The 14,251-nt window shown below is 45.4% G+C and carries 14 protein-coding genes and 1 pseudogene; 9 read left to right on the top strand and 6 right to left on the bottom strand.

Annotation, left to right across the window (positions count from 1 at the left end):
* Positions 1 to 102: 102 nt before the first annotated feature.
* On the bottom strand, positions 103 to 2,559 hold the full coding sequence (locus tag IPJ02_02810) for a penicillin acylase family protein (GenBank protein ID MBK7374520.1): 2,457 nt from the start codon (positions 2,557 to 2,559) through the stop codon (positions 103 to 105).
* 191 nt (positions 2,560 to 2,750) lie between these two features.
* Between IPJ02_02810 and IPJ02_02815 the strand changes: the two genes are divergently transcribed.
* A complete protein-coding gene (locus IPJ02_02815) occupies positions 2,751 to 3,155 on the top strand; it encodes a hypothetical protein (GenBank protein ID MBK7374521.1) in 405 nt (134 codons plus the stop codon).
* A gap of 133 nt (positions 3,156 to 3,288) precedes the next feature.
* Complete coding sequence (locus IPJ02_02820; GenBank protein MBK7374522.1) at positions 3,289 to 3,900, top strand: tRNA-(ms[2]io[6]A)-hydroxylase; 612 nt, start codon at positions 3,289 to 3,291, stop codon at positions 3,898 to 3,900.
* Between the two features lie 28 nt (positions 3,901 to 3,928).
* Here IPJ02_02820 and IPJ02_02825 read toward each other — a convergent pair whose 3' ends face one another.
* The 5 genes and pseudogenes from IPJ02_02825 to IPJ02_02845 form a co-directional block, all read right to left on the bottom strand.
* Positions 3,929 to 4,924 (bottom strand): GSCFA domain-containing protein, encoded by a 996-nt coding sequence (locus IPJ02_02825; GenBank protein MBK7374523.1) that lies wholly within the window; start codon positions 4,922 to 4,924, stop codon positions 3,929 to 3,931.
* Positions 4,925 to 5,013: 89 nt separating this feature from the next.
* Positions 5,014 to 5,873: pseudogene (locus IPJ02_02830) on the bottom strand (hydroxymethylglutaryl-CoA lyase).
* Between the two features lie 29 nt (positions 5,874 to 5,902).
* Positions 5,903 to 6,796, bottom strand: coding sequence for a hypothetical protein (locus IPJ02_02835; protein ID MBK7374524.1), 894 nt, complete (start codon positions 6,794 to 6,796; stop codon positions 5,903 to 5,905).
* Entirely contained in the window at positions 6,753 to 6,908 is a 156-nt protein-coding gene (locus IPJ02_02840) for a hypothetical protein (GenBank protein ID MBK7374525.1), read from the bottom strand. The genes IPJ02_02835 and IPJ02_02840 overlap by 44 nt, the downstream gene beginning before the upstream one ends.
* A gap of 86 nt (positions 6,909 to 6,994) precedes the next feature.
* Positions 6,995 to 7,996, bottom strand: a complete 1,002-nt coding sequence (locus tag IPJ02_02845) for a hypothetical protein (GenBank protein ID MBK7374526.1) — start codon at positions 7,994 to 7,996, stop codon at positions 6,995 to 6,997.
* Between the two features lie 216 nt (positions 7,997 to 8,212).
* On the opposite strand from IPJ02_02845, the gene IPJ02_02850 reads away from it, so the two are divergent.
* The 7 genes from IPJ02_02850 to IPJ02_02880 all read left to right on the top strand — a co-directional run bounded on the left by IPJ02_02850 (position 8,213) and on the right by IPJ02_02880 (position 14,186).
* Complete coding sequence (locus tag IPJ02_02850; protein ID MBK7374527.1) at positions 8,213 to 9,262, top strand: hypothetical protein; 1,050 nt, start codon at positions 8,213 to 8,215, stop codon at positions 9,260 to 9,262.
* Between the two features lie 225 nt (positions 9,263 to 9,487).
* Positions 9,488 to 9,994, top strand: coding sequence for a hypothetical protein (locus IPJ02_02855; GenBank protein MBK7374528.1), 507 nt, complete (start codon positions 9,488 to 9,490; stop codon positions 9,992 to 9,994).
* Positions 9,995 to 10,191: 197 nt separating this feature from the next.
* The gene (locus IPJ02_02860; GenBank protein ID MBK7374529.1) at positions 10,192 to 10,887 is read left to right on the top strand and encodes a hypothetical protein; all 696 of its coding nucleotides are present in this window, start codon (positions 10,192 to 10,194) and stop codon (positions 10,885 to 10,887) included.
* A 3-nt stretch (positions 10,888 to 10,890) separates the two neighbouring features.
* Entirely contained in the window at positions 10,891 to 11,568 is a 678-nt protein-coding gene (locus IPJ02_02865) for a CPBP family intramembrane metalloprotease (protein MBK7374530.1), read from the top strand.
* The gene (locus IPJ02_02870) at positions 11,565 to 12,554 is read left to right on the top strand and encodes an SDR family NAD(P)-dependent oxidoreductase (GenBank protein MBK7374531.1); all 990 of its coding nucleotides are present in this window, start codon (positions 11,565 to 11,567) and stop codon (positions 12,552 to 12,554) included. The genes IPJ02_02865 and IPJ02_02870 overlap by 4 nt, the downstream gene beginning before the upstream one ends.
* Entirely contained in the window at positions 12,547 to 13,434 is an 888-nt protein-coding gene (locus IPJ02_02875; GenBank protein MBK7374532.1) for an SDR family NAD(P)-dependent oxidoreductase, read from the top strand. The genes IPJ02_02870 and IPJ02_02875 overlap by 8 nt, the downstream gene beginning before the upstream one ends.
* A 5-nt stretch (positions 13,435 to 13,439) precedes the next feature.
* Positions 13,440 to 14,186: a hypothetical protein gene (locus IPJ02_02880; GenBank protein ID MBK7374533.1), complete on the top strand. Its 747-nt coding sequence runs from the start codon at positions 13,440 to 13,442 to the stop codon at positions 14,184 to 14,186.
* The last annotated feature ends 65 nt before the right edge of the window (positions 14,187 to 14,251 follow it).

Below are 14,251 nucleotides of genomic sequence, written 5' to 3' on the forward strand. Positions count from 1 at the left end.
ATCTGAAAATTTGAAGATGTACCAATCTGAAAATTTGAAGATGTACCAATTTGAAAATTGCTATCATTCATTTTCAAATTGTTTAATTTTCAAATCTTCAAATCATTTACTGAATGTCATTTTTCCCTGCACACGTTTATCGTTCACTTCTTCCTTCGTCATCATCCAGAGTGAATAGTATTTTCCGGCAGCCCACTGGTCAACAAAACTGTCGTAATATTTACTGCCCGGGTTACCGCTTTGCCCGCCGGGATAAACACCATAAGCTTCTGTTTTGGCCGTAAGGCTGATCACCATCCGCCAGCTGGGACCATGGTCAACCTTGGTGGCGTTGATGCATTGTGCACCGCCGCCGACCGGCAAATTCATCCTGCTCAGCGGCGCCAGTTTTGCCAGGTGGTTGATACGCGTAGCTTTGTTCTTCTCCCATTCCAGTTTTCCTTCGGCTTCCAGCTGCTGCAGTTGCGGCACCGATTTTTTAAATGCGGCTGTGATATCATCCGCCAGCGTTTCTGTCTGCGGCGTGGAAATATCATCCAGGAATTTATAGGCTGAATCTTTAATCACCCCCTCCACCAACGTACTCACAAAAGGACGCATGCTGACCCCGGGAGCATTCGCATACTCGTCGTCAAACACCACGCTTTCAAAACTTTTCCAGAACTTTTCAAATACAGTCGGGCCTGTTGAACCCACTTCATTTCTTGCATCCCAGCTTTTAAACAGCTCGAAATATTTTTTCTCCGCCGCATTCAGTTCATGCACTTTCATGTTGGCAATGATCAATGGCTTCATCATCACGGCACTCATATCCAGGTTGTCTGTCTGTAATGCCATCATATCCTGCGGGGTTATATTGGTCATGGAATTCAACCGCCGGTTAATGGCAATGCCCCGGTACACAGGGTAATCCCTTCCCAGGTAATAATGATAGGTACTGTCGTCAACCGGCTTTTGGTTGGCGCTGCTCACAAAACCACGTTCGGGGTTGTATTGATAAGGCACTTCATCCTGTGGTATCATGCCCTGCCACAAATAAGTGGTATCCGTTCCGGGCATCACAAAATCACCCTGGCCCTTCCACTTTGCCGGCCATTCGCCCTGTGTACGGATGGCGATGTCGCCGCTCTTGCAGGCAAACACACAGTTCTGACCGGGTGTGTGCAGGTTGGTAACGGCGGCCTGGTAATCGGCATAATTCTTTGCGTGATTGAGCATGTTGAATATCCGCAGTTCGTTGCTGGCATCGTGTGCCTTCCAGCGAACGGCATAATATTTATTGTTGGTGCTTCTGCCACCCGAGTACGATTTATCAAACATCACCGGGCACCAGTCCTGTCCCAACTGCACATACGCCACCGAATCTATAAAATCAGCCTTGCCTTTTATTTTGATGGTATCCACCCTGAATCTTGATTTGATCCATTGCCCGTTGAATAAATATTCCTGGCGGGAGTCGTCTTTGAATTTTATCTCGTAATAATCCCGCACATCCCGTCCACCGTTTGTAAATCCGAAAGCGCAACTGTCGTTAAACCCGATGATCACACCGGGCGCCCCGGGAAAACTGACCCCGTATGCATTGAATTCCGGCGTTGATATCTGCACTTCGTACCAGAGGGACGGCAGGTTCAATCCCAGGTGCGGATCGTTGCACAAAATGGGGGCTCCGCTTTTTGTTCTGTTGCCGCTTACTGCCCAGTTATTGCTTCCGTTATCCCGGTCGGGTTTGGATGCTTCTGATACAGCAAGTTCTTTATTGTTCAGGTATAACGAATCTGTACCTGCCGGCGCCACGGGAAAAACCTTTTGTTTTTCAAAGGGGGTCCCTTTCGGAATGATGGGATCCAATGAATCCTGTAAAGAGGGGAACAGTTTCGCAAAATCATCCGCACTGAAATAGCTTTTTACATTGGTCAGTTCAAAATCATCATCCCGGGCTGCCAGGTCATAACTCATGTACTTAAGAAAGAGAGCCGTTTTAAGGTTGCTCCATTTTTCGGGTTTATAGCCGATCAGTTTATACTCCAGCGGCAATGAACTTTCGGTCAGCGTTTCAATATAGGCATTCACACCGGCAGTATATGCATCGCCCTGCGCCTTGATCACAGGGTCTTTCTCTGATTCCTGCAACGCTATTTCTGCCGCGTATACCATTCCCAGTCTCCTGAATTCCCGGTCGTGTTCCAATGCTTTTTCACCAACGATCTCACTTGCCCTTCCCCCGGCAGCAAAGGTTTGCAGTTCCATCTGCCAAAGCCGGAACCTGGCATGGAGGTAGCCCTGTACAAAATAGGCGTCGTTCTCCTGCTCGGCAAAAATGTGCGGCACCAGGCGTTCATCAAAATATACATCCACCTTTCCCTTCAGTTGCGGGAATTTAAGGTCGGCAGCATACTGCTCATTGACCGGCTCGGCATTTTGCCAAAAGCCATGCTGGGGGCTTAAAAATGTACCGAAAGGCGGGGCATCTTTTCCGCCTATTTTCCAGCTGGTATTTAGTACATACACCAACCCCGTGGTTACTGCTGCACTGATCAGGAAGGGAACAATTCTCATACAAGAATATTATTTGCTGTAAAATACTAAAAACTAATATAATACTGTGCAATGATGTCACAAACCAGCCTGTCCGGGAAGAAAATAGTTTTACACCGCATGTTAAAAAACCTGCTTTGGCAATAGGTGGTATGATGTTTGGATTTAAAGATAACGGTATCCGGATCGTTCACGTTCAAAAGATAAAAACCATGAAAAGGAAAATATTTTCGTACGTCTTCATACTGGCGGCATTATGGGTGTTTACCTCATGCAGTAAATCAGATACGCAGCCCCCTGCTACTATCACGTTAGATGGCAAATGGATTGGCACATACCACAATGGCGCCGGCGGCCCGGTCAATTATTTTGCGCTCACTTTTAAATCAGGCGGCGCCCTGGTGGTGCATGCAAACAATTCCTTAACCCCCGACGTAGCGAATGGCACCTGGACCCTTTCTTCTGACAGTGTGAAAGCCAGTTACAGTTATACGGGATCAAGCGCCATCTATTCCATGGCGGCTAAATATACCGGCAGCTCCAATATCATGGCCGGTACAGTCGGACTCAGCCCAGCCGTTACAGGCGAAGCGGTTTTTTCTGTGACCAAACAATAAAGCGGCATATACCACTAAAGTAGTATTGCCGGTCTGGCACACAGGCCTCAACTTTGCACTACTCATATTTTAGTGGTTTCGAGTTTAAGTAAAAAAGTTGCCCCGGGAACGTGGCAACTTTTATTTTTGCAGTATGGAAGAACTAAGCATTGATACAAAGAACATCCTGGGTCTTAAGTTGCCATCCGATCCACGCTGGGTGAACCTGGCCGAACTGCAGCTGGAAGAGATCCTGACCGATCATGCCTATTGCGAGCAAAAGGCAGCTACCACCTGCATCAGCCTGATCCAGCGATATTCCGATAAAGAAAGACTGGTGAAAGAATTAAGCCCGATCGTAACGGAAGAGTGGGGACATTTCAGGCAGGTATTGGCCGAACTGCATAAACGGAAACTACAGTTGGGCAAACAGCGAAAAGATGTATACGTTAATAAACTGCTGGAGTTTCAGCGCAAAGGCGGGCACCCCGACGAGCGTTTCTTAGACCAGCTGCTTACCATGGCGCTGATAGAGGCCCGCAGTTGCGAACGCTTTAAAAGGCTGAGCGAAGGGCTGGATGACCGGTACCTGAAGAATTTCTACCGCCGTTTTATGGAAAGTGAAGCCGGGCATTATACCTTGTTCATCAACCTGGCAGAACATTACTTAGATAAAAAGACCGTACGAAAACGCTGGACCGAGTGGCTGAAATATGAAAAGGAACTGATGAATGAGATGGAAGTGAGGGGCGACCGGATACATTAATGCCCCCACCCCTGAAGCGGGCCCGGGATCAGGACGCAAAGTAATTTTCCTCTTCTTCAAAATTAATATACGGGTATTGTTCCTGCAGCTTTTTCAGCTTTTCCAGGTTGGTTTGCAGGAATTTTTTATGTTGTTCCGAAGCAGGATTGAAAGGCCTGTGATTCTTTGCCGCAACGATCACGGAGATCTCCTTCATCAGCTGCTGTGATGGTTCGTCAATACAGGCAGCAATGAATTTTTCCCACACATAGCTGGTGGCGGCATAATTGGGATGCACCATATCCTCTGCATAAAAACGGTAGTCCCGCAGGTCGTCAATGACCAGTTCATAGGCCGGGAAATAAAAACAGGAATCATTTTTTTCCAGCAGCTGGTGCACGGCATGGTTCAGTGTTGCCTTGCTTCGGTTATTCTCTACAAACCCATCCCGTAAATGACGGACCGGGCTGATGGTGAAAATGATCTTCAGACTAGGATTGAATGCCCTGGCTTTCCCGATCATCTGTTGCAGGTCATTCGTTACTTCCTCAACAGAGAGCAGACGTTTATTGAATTTATCGGTTGGCACTTTATGGCAATTGGCAACCACTGACCTCACCCCCAATCCCTCTCCGGAGGGTGAGGGGAGTTCGTACACAAATGCCGAACCCAGTGTCAGCAGTAACCAGTCTGCTTTTTTAAAAAAAGAATGCGCTGCAGCCTGTGATCCATTGATCCGTTGCAGGCATGCATCCTGGTCCGTGTTTGAAAAACGGCTGTGATGTTCCCAACTGTTCCAGCATTCGTTCTGGTAAAACAGGTCTGCTGCACCGTACTGCTTATTTTCTATATACGATGCAATGGAACGGCTAATGCTGACGGGATTGAACAGGATGCCATTCGGATTATCCAGTACAGTGAATTTATGCGCAGAAAGTTTAGCCCCTACCTGTTCGGTAAAACAGGACCCGATCAGCAGCAACCTGTGCCGGTGATTGATCTTTGTATCAAACTGCCTGGGAGTAAATTCCAAATGAAAGTCCATATCACGAATTAAACGAATTGCACGATTTAAACGACTTCAACGATTTAAACGACTTCAACGCCTCAAACGATTTCAACGGTTCAAACGCCTCAAACAAATATCTCCGATGCCATACGACTACATATCTTTAAAGCATCTTTGTCAAGTTCATTGAGCAGATCTTTTTCTTCAAAATAAGGGATCATCCTTTCCGTATCCATGTTGCCCACCAGTTCATCATCGGCCATGGGGCAGCCCCCGATCCCTTTGAGGGCGCCGTCAAACCGCCTGCATCCTGCCTCCAGTGCGGCATCCAGCTTTTCCTTCCAGTTTGCGGTGGTTGAATGAAGATGCACACCTATTTCTGTCCCGGGCAATGAATCCACCAGGTAACCGGTAACGCTTTTCACCTGGCCGGCCGTTGCCAGTCCAACTGTATCTGCCAGCGAAATGATCCTGATTTCCATTTCCACCAGCTTATTCACCCAATCAAAACGATCTCTTCATCATACACATCGCCATAGGGATTTCCAAAACCCATGGAAATATAAACCACCAGTTCTGTTTTATTTTTAATGCAGAGGTTCTGTATCTCCTCCACCCTTGCCAGGGATTCTGCAATGGTTGAATTGGTATTTCTTTTCTGAAATGTTTCCGAGACAGAAAAAGGGAAACCGAGATAACTGATCTCATCAAAAACCACTGCATCCTGCGCCCCTCTTTCATTGGCAATGATCGCCAGGAGTTTTGACCGGCTGTTTGTCAATTGCAAATTGCCTATTACCTCTTTGGTATCTGCCATCTGCGGTATTGCTTTGGGTGAAACAAAACTGCCGAAGTCGATGGTATCGAACCCTACTTTCAATAAGGCATTGATGTACGCTGTCTTTTTTTCCGTAGGTATAAAATGTGCCCAGCCCTGCATGGCATCACGGGGACATTCGATCAATTTTACAGGCTGGTCCATCATTTTCCGGGTTAGGAATGCGAAGGTAGTTATCAATATTGATTAATGGATTCCTTTTGCAGCCGGATCTTTTTCCGGAGGCGTTCAAAAAACCGGGCCCGGGCCCTTTCACCCACCCGGCTTATCTGCGTTGATTTCCGGATAGCACTTTTAAAGGTTTCCAATGTGTAATTATTAAACCGCTCATCCCGGGTATACATGAAATTGATGAGGTTATGGTTGATATACGTGATCATCGTATTCCCGGTTTCAGCCAATACACAATTATCCCCGGTAATAAGTTCATTATAATACATACTGCATGTTGCTGAGTTCTTGTCCGGTGATTTCCCGTAATTGAATTTGAGCCCCAGCTCAGCCTGCTTTTCCAGATGGGTTAACAGATCTTCCAGTTTATCGTACAGGCAACGGACATCCTCTTCCGATTCAAATAAATGCGTGTCCCTGTAAAATGCGATGTGGTTCAATATACTGTCTACCGAATCGGTACTCCATATTTCTGTGGATGGGATCCGGTTAAAGCTCTCCTGTACTTTCATGCCCAGTTTTACGTGTTCCTTATCCAGGTTCTTCACGGAGAATTTCAGGTCCTTCATATCTTCAAAATGCAGGAGGTTCTTCCGGTAAAAAAAGAATGTAAATGCAGCCAGTTCGGGAAACTGGAAATAAACAAAGGGAAAAATATCCTTCGGGAGGGAATAAATATGCTTGTGATCAAAACCCAGCATGAATTCAAACTGCTGCAACATCTCATTCAGGTACTGGTCATAAAAACCAAAGGAACTGTAGCCGAGTTTACCGGTAAAAATAAAATGATTGGTTTGCTGGTGCAAAAACCTGTCAACGGAAATATTATATGCGGAGCATAATTTCTGGATCTCATCAAACGTGAGGGGCTTCTCGCTCCCGGATACGCCGGTAAGCACTGTCGGGGCTTATCCCCAGTACTCCCGCTACCTCATCCGCAACAGACAGGTGGGGATGCAGCATGGACCTTATTTGCTGAAAAAACAATACCTGTGCATTATTCTGTTCCATTGGCCTCTCAGTTTATAATAAATAAAAAGCGGATCGGGAATTACATCATTATTTCAACCATAGCTGATATAAAATGCAGTTTAATTTTATGTAAGCCTGGCCTTCCTGTTGTTTATCTCTTCCCGCAGGCGGTTAAAGAACCGTATCCGCTCCCGTTCATTACTGGAACTGATGAGGGTGGCTTTCTGCATAATATTCGTAATGTTATTAAACATCGACCTGTTAAACGCTTCATCCCTTGTTCCGATGAAATGCATGAAACTATGATTGAGAAAAGTGATCCGCATATCGCCCAATTCTGCCTGCAAAGTATTATCGCCCAAAACCAGTTCGTTGTTGAATAACCGGAATGTGGCCGAACCGGAATGGGGATGATCCCCCATTTTGAATTTTACACCCGCTTCTGCCTCCTTTTCAATATGGCTCACCAGTTGTTCCAGTTTATCAAATAAGATGATGGCCTGTTCTTTAGACACCACCGCCCCGGCTTCAAGATAATATTCGACCTGGCGCAGGGTGGTGTTTACCGCCTCCGCATTCCATATCTCAGTGGTAGGTATGGAATTATAAACCTTCACGATCTCCTGCCCGATCGCATAGTGCTCATCAAACCCGGGATAATTGAAAGAGAATTTTGTTCCCTTCTCCACCTGGAACCCGGTAAAGGACCTCTTCCAGATGAAAAATTTGAAAGCCGCCAGTTCGGGTATCTGGAAATGCTGGTTGAACGGAAGGTCCTTTAACAGGAAATAAATGTGCTTTTTTTCAAAGCTGCTGATCACCGTATATTGTTTCAGCACTTCTTTCAGCCATTCGTCAAATCCAAAATTTGCATCATTATCCAGCTTCCCGGTAAAAATGAACGCATCACTTTTCAGGTTCATTAACTGGTCAAGTGAAACCTTGTAATGGACGCATAGCTTCTGCAGTTCTTCAAAACTGATGGGTTTATCGCCCCGGATGCGGCGGTAAGCGCTGTCATTACTGATGTCCAGCAGGCCGGCGATCTCATCCACCATAGAAATATGACCGGGCAGGATGGATCGGAGGTGCTGAAAGAACAGTAGCTGTGCATTGTTTGATTCCATGCAAAAAATTTGGCAAAAACTGCAAATGCCGCTTCTAATTTATCTTATATTATCCCAAACTACAATATTCTTTTTGCATTTTTTGCAAAAAAGTCAACTGGCGTTGCCCAGGCCGGGTAACAGATGCAGCAAATACGGATTTTCAATTAACACGGGTATTTATCAATTAGGAACCGGGGCTATGCATAAATAGTTTTGGATAATAAAATAATAATCATGAAAAAGTTAATGTTAGTTCATGCAGCAGTATTTGCAAGCATACTGAATCTATCGGCAAAATCAAGTCCAACCGGCATCCCAAAGGTCATCGACCTGAGCAGCAGCTTTGTACTGCCCAATACGCTCGTTGCCGAAACCGGCTGTTCCATAAAAACCACCGCCACCGTGGAAATAGCCAATCCGGACAAAGAAGCATATACAGCAAAATTCAAATTGGTCCTGAAAGAAGGCATGAAGGTTTTTCAATACCGGATCACCGGGTTTAATGGATACGAAGCAACGGAAGCTGATATACCCAACCCCAACCATGTTTTTATACTAATGCGGGGCCAACGGGTAACGGTCAAACTGGAAATACAGTTTTCGGGTACCGAAATTCAGTTCAATAAAGTCCACATTCTTACCTGTACAATAAAACCGGAACCGGGTTCTGCGTTTATTGATAACAAGCCCGGAAACGATCAGTTAACCAGGGAAATTTTTATTGGTTCGCCTAATGTCTTGTGTTTCCGTTGTGTGGAAACAGCCGACTTACCGGAACGTACCCAATTCTCTTTCTTTACTCCCGGTATAGACTATCTCCTACGGGACTGCCAGACATTTCCTGCATTTCTTTCCGGCCCATCCCCCGAATTGAAGCAGCCTGCAACCAAGGCAGAAACGGGCAAGCAGTATTTCGAGATCATTAATAATGCTGTGTTCGCCAACACAACGGTAAAAAAAGTATTGATCAAGAACCTGGAAGGGAAGTATCTGACTTTCAATAACAGTGCCGTTGCATTCATGGACCGGATTGAAAATGATACCCATCATTACCAGGACTGGGTAATACTTAAAAGTTCACTAAATGCATGCCAGGACCGAAAATACAAACTGGTGCAATACCTGGACGATAACCGTTGTTTTGAATTATACCAAATACAGGTGAGCGGTAAATATTACCTCTATTACAGGACAGGCATCCGCACCGGGAATGAAGGAGAAAAAATAATTATCAAGCCCCGGTATGAACTTAACGGCAACAATGACGGCAACCGGAAGCTATAACCCGGCTTTTGATAATTTACAAAAACAGAAATAATTGAAAAAGATAAAATCAAAACAAGAAAAGGCCATGCATGGGCACAGTTATTACGTTTGGCGTGCCCGCAAATAAAAGTCCTGGCATACCTGGCATCAGTATGACCATACCGATAGGCGAATGATGTGGTTTATCATATCACATGAAAACGGAATTGGGTATTGATTTGAAAAAAAAATAAAACTAAAATCATGAAAAAAAACATTCTATTATTTGTTTTAGTCCTATCAGTTCATGCAGTAACTGAAGCACAGCAAAATGATCTGCTGCTGACCAAAACCAAATCTCCCGTACAACTGAATGCAGTATTACGGGGAAACACATACATAAGGAATCAATACCCTGCTTTCAGAAACACCCCAATAAAAGATTACGATTATTACAACCGCAAGAGCAGGACCCTGCGAATCACCGGCCTTTCTCTGCTCGGCGCTGGTCTTGTTCTTGGGCTGTCAGGTTTACTTGTTGCCAGCAATGATAATTATACTGATTATGAAGGAAGGGATAGAACGATCCGAACCTTATTCGTGCTGAGTGCTGCCACCGGGATAGCCAGTATTCCATTGATGGTTCTGGCGCACGTGAATAAAACAAAGGCCAGGGCTTCATTATCCAGTCAGAAGACCTCTTTTGGCATTCCCGGCAAGGCAGAAAAGAATATCGTTGGACTTACATTATCGATCCCTGTCGGGAAATGATACCCTGCTCACTTTTAAAAGCATTTCTTGAAAATCGATACAACTATCCGGGATAATCGTTTTATTTTTCACTTGTTTTGGTTAACTTCATGATGAGTTGTATCAAGTATTAACGTGATGGTGGTCATCCATTTACGTGTAAAAAAAGATTTACTTTAAGGCGGTAAGATCCGTCAACAGAAACGAAAATTATGTACATGGCATCCATGCAGTTCCATATCGAAAACGGCCGGACCGGGAAACCGGAAGGGGTTGACCGGATCCCGGGCTCCATCCTGCCTGAACGCAGGGGAATTGCCATGGCCCTTTTGGTTTCCCTGGTTCTTTTGATCCTCAGCAGTTTCCCGGCAGACTGTAAAAGCCAGACCCTGAACTATAAAGTGGTCCGTAACGGCAGCGAGATCGGGTGGATGAAACTGGAGAAGACCTGTGAAGGCAATTACTGCAAGATGTTCCTGAATTCGGATATAAAATTCCGTATCCTCATACAGCTTACCGCATACGTTTTTGAGTCTGCTTATTTTTTAAACGGGAAACTTGTATATTCAAGCCAGTATCATAAATCGAACGGTAAAGTAAATGTGAACAAACAAACCCGGTTTACCGGCAATGGGTATGAAGTAATTGAAGACAATGAGTCAGCAAAATTAAACATCGGCAGTGATGTCAGTTTCAATCTCCTGAGTCTGTACTTCCGGGAGCCGGTGTCTTTAACGAAAGTGTATTGCGATAAACAACAATGCTATGCAGCCATAGAAAAAACAACAGACGGGGGGTACAGGATCCGGTTCCCGAACGGGAACAGCAATTGCTTTTACTACAGTAAAGGCATTTGCACCAAAGTAAAAATAGAGCATACATTTTATTCGGCAGAGATCATTCTTAATCCTTAATTGATGAACAGTACGGTCACTTTACTGGTTTTTACACTTTGTTTCGGAATGGCATTCCTGGCTGCCTGGATAAGCATACGGGAAAAAAGTAACCGCTTATTCAATTCAGACGGTGAACCGGCATCCAGTTCCGTTAAATTGCTGGGGGCACATATTGCGGGTATCTTCTGGCTGGGGCTGGTTCCACTATTCCTTTTTACACAAACAGCCATCCCCCTTTTAACCGGTGCTGAATTCCCGGATATGTACTGGCTGGTCTCCTTTTCGGTTGTGTTTGTATTGATAGCCCTGGCCGGTAACCGGTCTGGCCGCCAGGTACATCTCCGTTACCAAAACAGCAACCTCCTTACCGGTAAATTCGTAAACCTTTATTTCCCGGTGAGGATATTATTCCTGGCTTCATACGAATTTTTTTTCAGGGGCATTTTACTTTTTGACCTCAACAGCAGCCTTGGCATATACCCGGCCATCCTGATCTCAACGGGACTTACCGTTCTGATACATGTATTTCACGACAGAAGGGAGATGTGGGGCTGCCTGCCTTTCGGGATCATCCTGGGCGCTCTTTGCATCAGCATTCATGCGGTATGGCCAGCCATCGTGTTACACATTACCCTTTCGATGTTTTATGAGATACCCCCGGTTACCCGTTTTTTTTCCCAGTTAAAACCCACCAAATGAAAATTTTAGTCACAGGAGCTACCGGTTATGTTGGCCACAACCTCGCAAAAAAACTTGCGGAACGTGGAGACCAGGTACATGTATTGGTAAGAAATACGGCTTCAGCCAATATTCCGGTGCATGAGAATATCCGTGTATTTGCCGGCGATATAACCGACAGGCAATCCATTAACGCTGCGATCCGGGGTTGCGAACAGGTATATCATACGGCAGCGCTTGTAAAGATCTTCGCCAAAGAAAGATCCCTTTTTGAAAAGGTAAATGTGGAAGGGACAAAGAATGTATTGTCGGAAGCACTCGAAAACGGGGTTGAAAAATTCTTATTCACCAGCAGTTGTGGTGTGATCGGCCCGTCACTGGGAACGCCCATGAGTGAGAACGACCCACGCATTGTTTCTTTTGACAATGATTATGAGTTCACAAAATTCCTGGCGGAGAACGTGGTTAAGGAATTTGCGCAAAAAGGATTATTTTCAGTGATCGTTGCTCTTTCCAAAGTGTATGGGCCCGGCATCGAAACGCATCCTTTCAGTGTTAATACCGTGATAAATAAATTCATAAAGGGAATGCCTGCACTTATCCCCAGGCCGGGTGAACTGGCCACGAATTATTGTTACATCAACGACGTGGTGGAAGGGCACCTTCTGGCCATGTCCAACGGCACTTCCGGGGAGAAATATATATTGGGGGGCGAAAACATCTCGTATACAGACCTGTTTCAGAAGATCCGGTCCCTTTCCGGAACAAAGGCCAGGATCATACAGACCCCGCAGTTTTTTGTACAGGTATGGGGAGCAATGCAATGGGTACAATTTAAACTGACCAATAAAGAACCGTTTGTAACCAATAAGTCAATACGTACGATCTTCTGCAACAAGACCTTTACCAGTGAGAAGGCCATACAGCATTTGGGATACCGCCTAACCCCTATTGAAGAAGGGCTTCAGCAAACCATTCAATTCTTAAAAAACAACCATCATGCCTAACAGTAACTATTGCCTGATCACCGGAGCCAGCGAAGGGTTTGGAAAAGCCCTGGCGCTTGAATGCGCATCCAGGAAAATGAACCTGGTGCTGGTGGCCCTGCCCGGTCCTGAATTACATTCCCTGGCCGGATTCATTAAACGCAATTTCCAGGTGGATGTGGTGATCATTGAAAAAGACCTTACGGTGGAAGAGAATTGCATCTCGGTATTTAAACAGGTGGAAGAACGCAGGCTGCCGGTCAATATGCTCATCAATAATGCCGGCGTAGGAAGTACGATGATGTTCAGTGAAGGAAGCATTGATTTTTATCAAAAACAGATAAAGCTGAATGCCGTGGCCACCACCTTACTCACACACCTGTTCCTGGATACACTGAAACAGAACGGCCCATCGTATATCTTAAATGTAGGAAGCCTCAGCAGTTTCTTTTTCCTTGCCAAAAAGCAGGTGTATGGCGCAACCAAATCCTTTATTTATTTCTTCTCCAAAAGCCTGCGGAGGGAATTGCAGGCCGATAATGTACATGTGAGCGTGGTTTGCCCGGGCGGAATGAAAACCAATGCATCGGTCATTATGGTCATCAGATCGTGTAACTGGATCGGGCGGCAGTCCTTCATGAATCCCGAAGACGTTGCCCGGATCGCCATAGATGGATTACTTAAGAAAAAAGAAGAGATCATCCCCGGTCGGGTAAACCAGGCCTTCCTGCTGTTCAATAAGCTCTTGCCTGGTTTCATTAAAAAAATGCTCACCAATTACCAGATGAGAAAGTTACGGGCTGTTCCAAAAACAGAACCGGAACAACCAGCATCACAACAACCCATTGTTCAGAAAAAGATCAAAATGCATCTGCAATCTGTGGACCTTCCGCAAAACTAAAATGCATGAGACTATTCTTTACGAAACCAACGGTTCCTGTAATGTTACGATCAGGAACAATTTCATTGTGCTTATTGATGACGGTGTCATTTTTACTTAAGCCCGGTGTTATTTCTGCACAGCCCTTTGTCGATATCATAAACATTAAATACAGCAACAGCCCCAACACGGGCCTGCTGAATAAAACCGGGAATGATGTTGTACTTCAGTATTTCAGCCTGGGCACAAACCTGCCTGTACAGTTTAAGAACAGGAAAGATGCCATCATCTTCAGCCCGTATTTTGAAAAGTGGTGGTCAAAAATAAACAGCAATACCCAACAGCGTTATTCCGGTATTGCGCTGCCGGTCTCTTTAATAAAATCCATCCCCGGTTCCCGGTGGGGAGTTTTGCTCAGTGTGATCGCCCGGATGAATGACAGCAGCATCAGTAACAAAACGGGTATGCAGATCGGGGGAGCCTTTATTGTGAACTATAAGCGAAACGAGAACCTTACCTGGAAACTGGGCACCTATGTCAACAATGAATTATTTGGCGTATTTGTAATGCCGCTGGCCGGTATCGACTGGAAAATAAACAGCCGGAGCAACCTGTTTGGAGTATTGCCCGGCAACCTTACCTATGAACACAAGATAAACGATCATTTTATTACGGAGCCTGCTTCAGGGCCATCACAAATTCGTATGGGAAGAAAACCGGCTACTGGCGCATTGACGAGAACCAGTTGGGATTTTACCTGGATACGTACCTAAGCAAGAACCTTGTACTGAATATGGAGGGCGGTCATTCCTTATTCCGGAAGATACGAACAGGAGAA

Source organism: Chitinophagaceae bacterium (genome assembly GCA_016710165.1).
GTDB lineage: Bacteria > Bacteroidota > Bacteroidia > Chitinophagales > Chitinophagaceae > Ferruginibacter.

Bases quoted from the DNA above. Each gene is read 5' to 3' on its own strand.
- IPJ02_02850 (MBK7374527.1), top strand. From the start codon at position 8,213: ATGAAAAAGTTAATGTTAGTTCATGCAGCAGTATTTGCAAGCATACTG.
- IPJ02_02840 (MBK7374525.1), bottom strand. From the start codon at position 6,908: ATGGAACAGAATAATGCACAGGTATTGTTTTTTCAGCAAATAAGGTCC.
- IPJ02_02855 (MBK7374528.1), top strand. From the start codon at position 9,488: ATGAAAAAAAACATTCTATTATTTGTTTTAGTCCTATCAGTTCATGCA.
- IPJ02_02880 (MBK7374533.1), top strand. From the start codon at position 13,440: ATGAGACTATTCTTTACGAAACCAACGGTTCCTGTAATGTTACGATCA.
- IPJ02_02865 (MBK7374530.1), top strand. From the start codon at position 10,891: ATGAACAGTACGGTCACTTTACTGGTTTTTACACTTTGTTTCGGAATG.
- IPJ02_02810 (MBK7374520.1), bottom strand. From the start codon at position 2,559: ATGAGAATTGTTCCCTTCCTGATCAGTGCAGCAGTAACCACGGGGTTG.
- IPJ02_02860 (MBK7374529.1), top strand. From the start codon at position 10,192: ATGGCATCCATGCAGTTCCATATCGAAAACGGCCGGACCGGGAAACCG.
- IPJ02_02815 (MBK7374521.1), top strand. From the start codon at position 2,751: ATGAAAAGGAAAATATTTTCGTACGTCTTCATACTGGCGGCATTATGG.
- IPJ02_02870 (MBK7374531.1), top strand. From the start codon at position 11,565: ATGAAAATTTTAGTCACAGGAGCTACCGGTTATGTTGGCCACAACCTC.
- IPJ02_02875 (MBK7374532.1), top strand. From the start codon at position 12,547: ATGCCTAACAGTAACTATTGCCTGATCACCGGAGCCAGCGAAGGGTTT.
- IPJ02_02845 (MBK7374526.1), bottom strand. From the start codon at position 7,996: ATGGAATCAAACAATGCACAGCTACTGTTCTTTCAGCACCTCCGATCC.
- IPJ02_02820 (MBK7374522.1), top strand. From the start codon at position 3,289: ATGGAAGAACTAAGCATTGATACAAAGAACATCCTGGGTCTTAAGTTG.
- IPJ02_02825 (MBK7374523.1), bottom strand. From the start codon at position 4,924: ATGGACTTTCATTTGGAATTTACTCCCAGGCAGTTTGATACAAAGATC.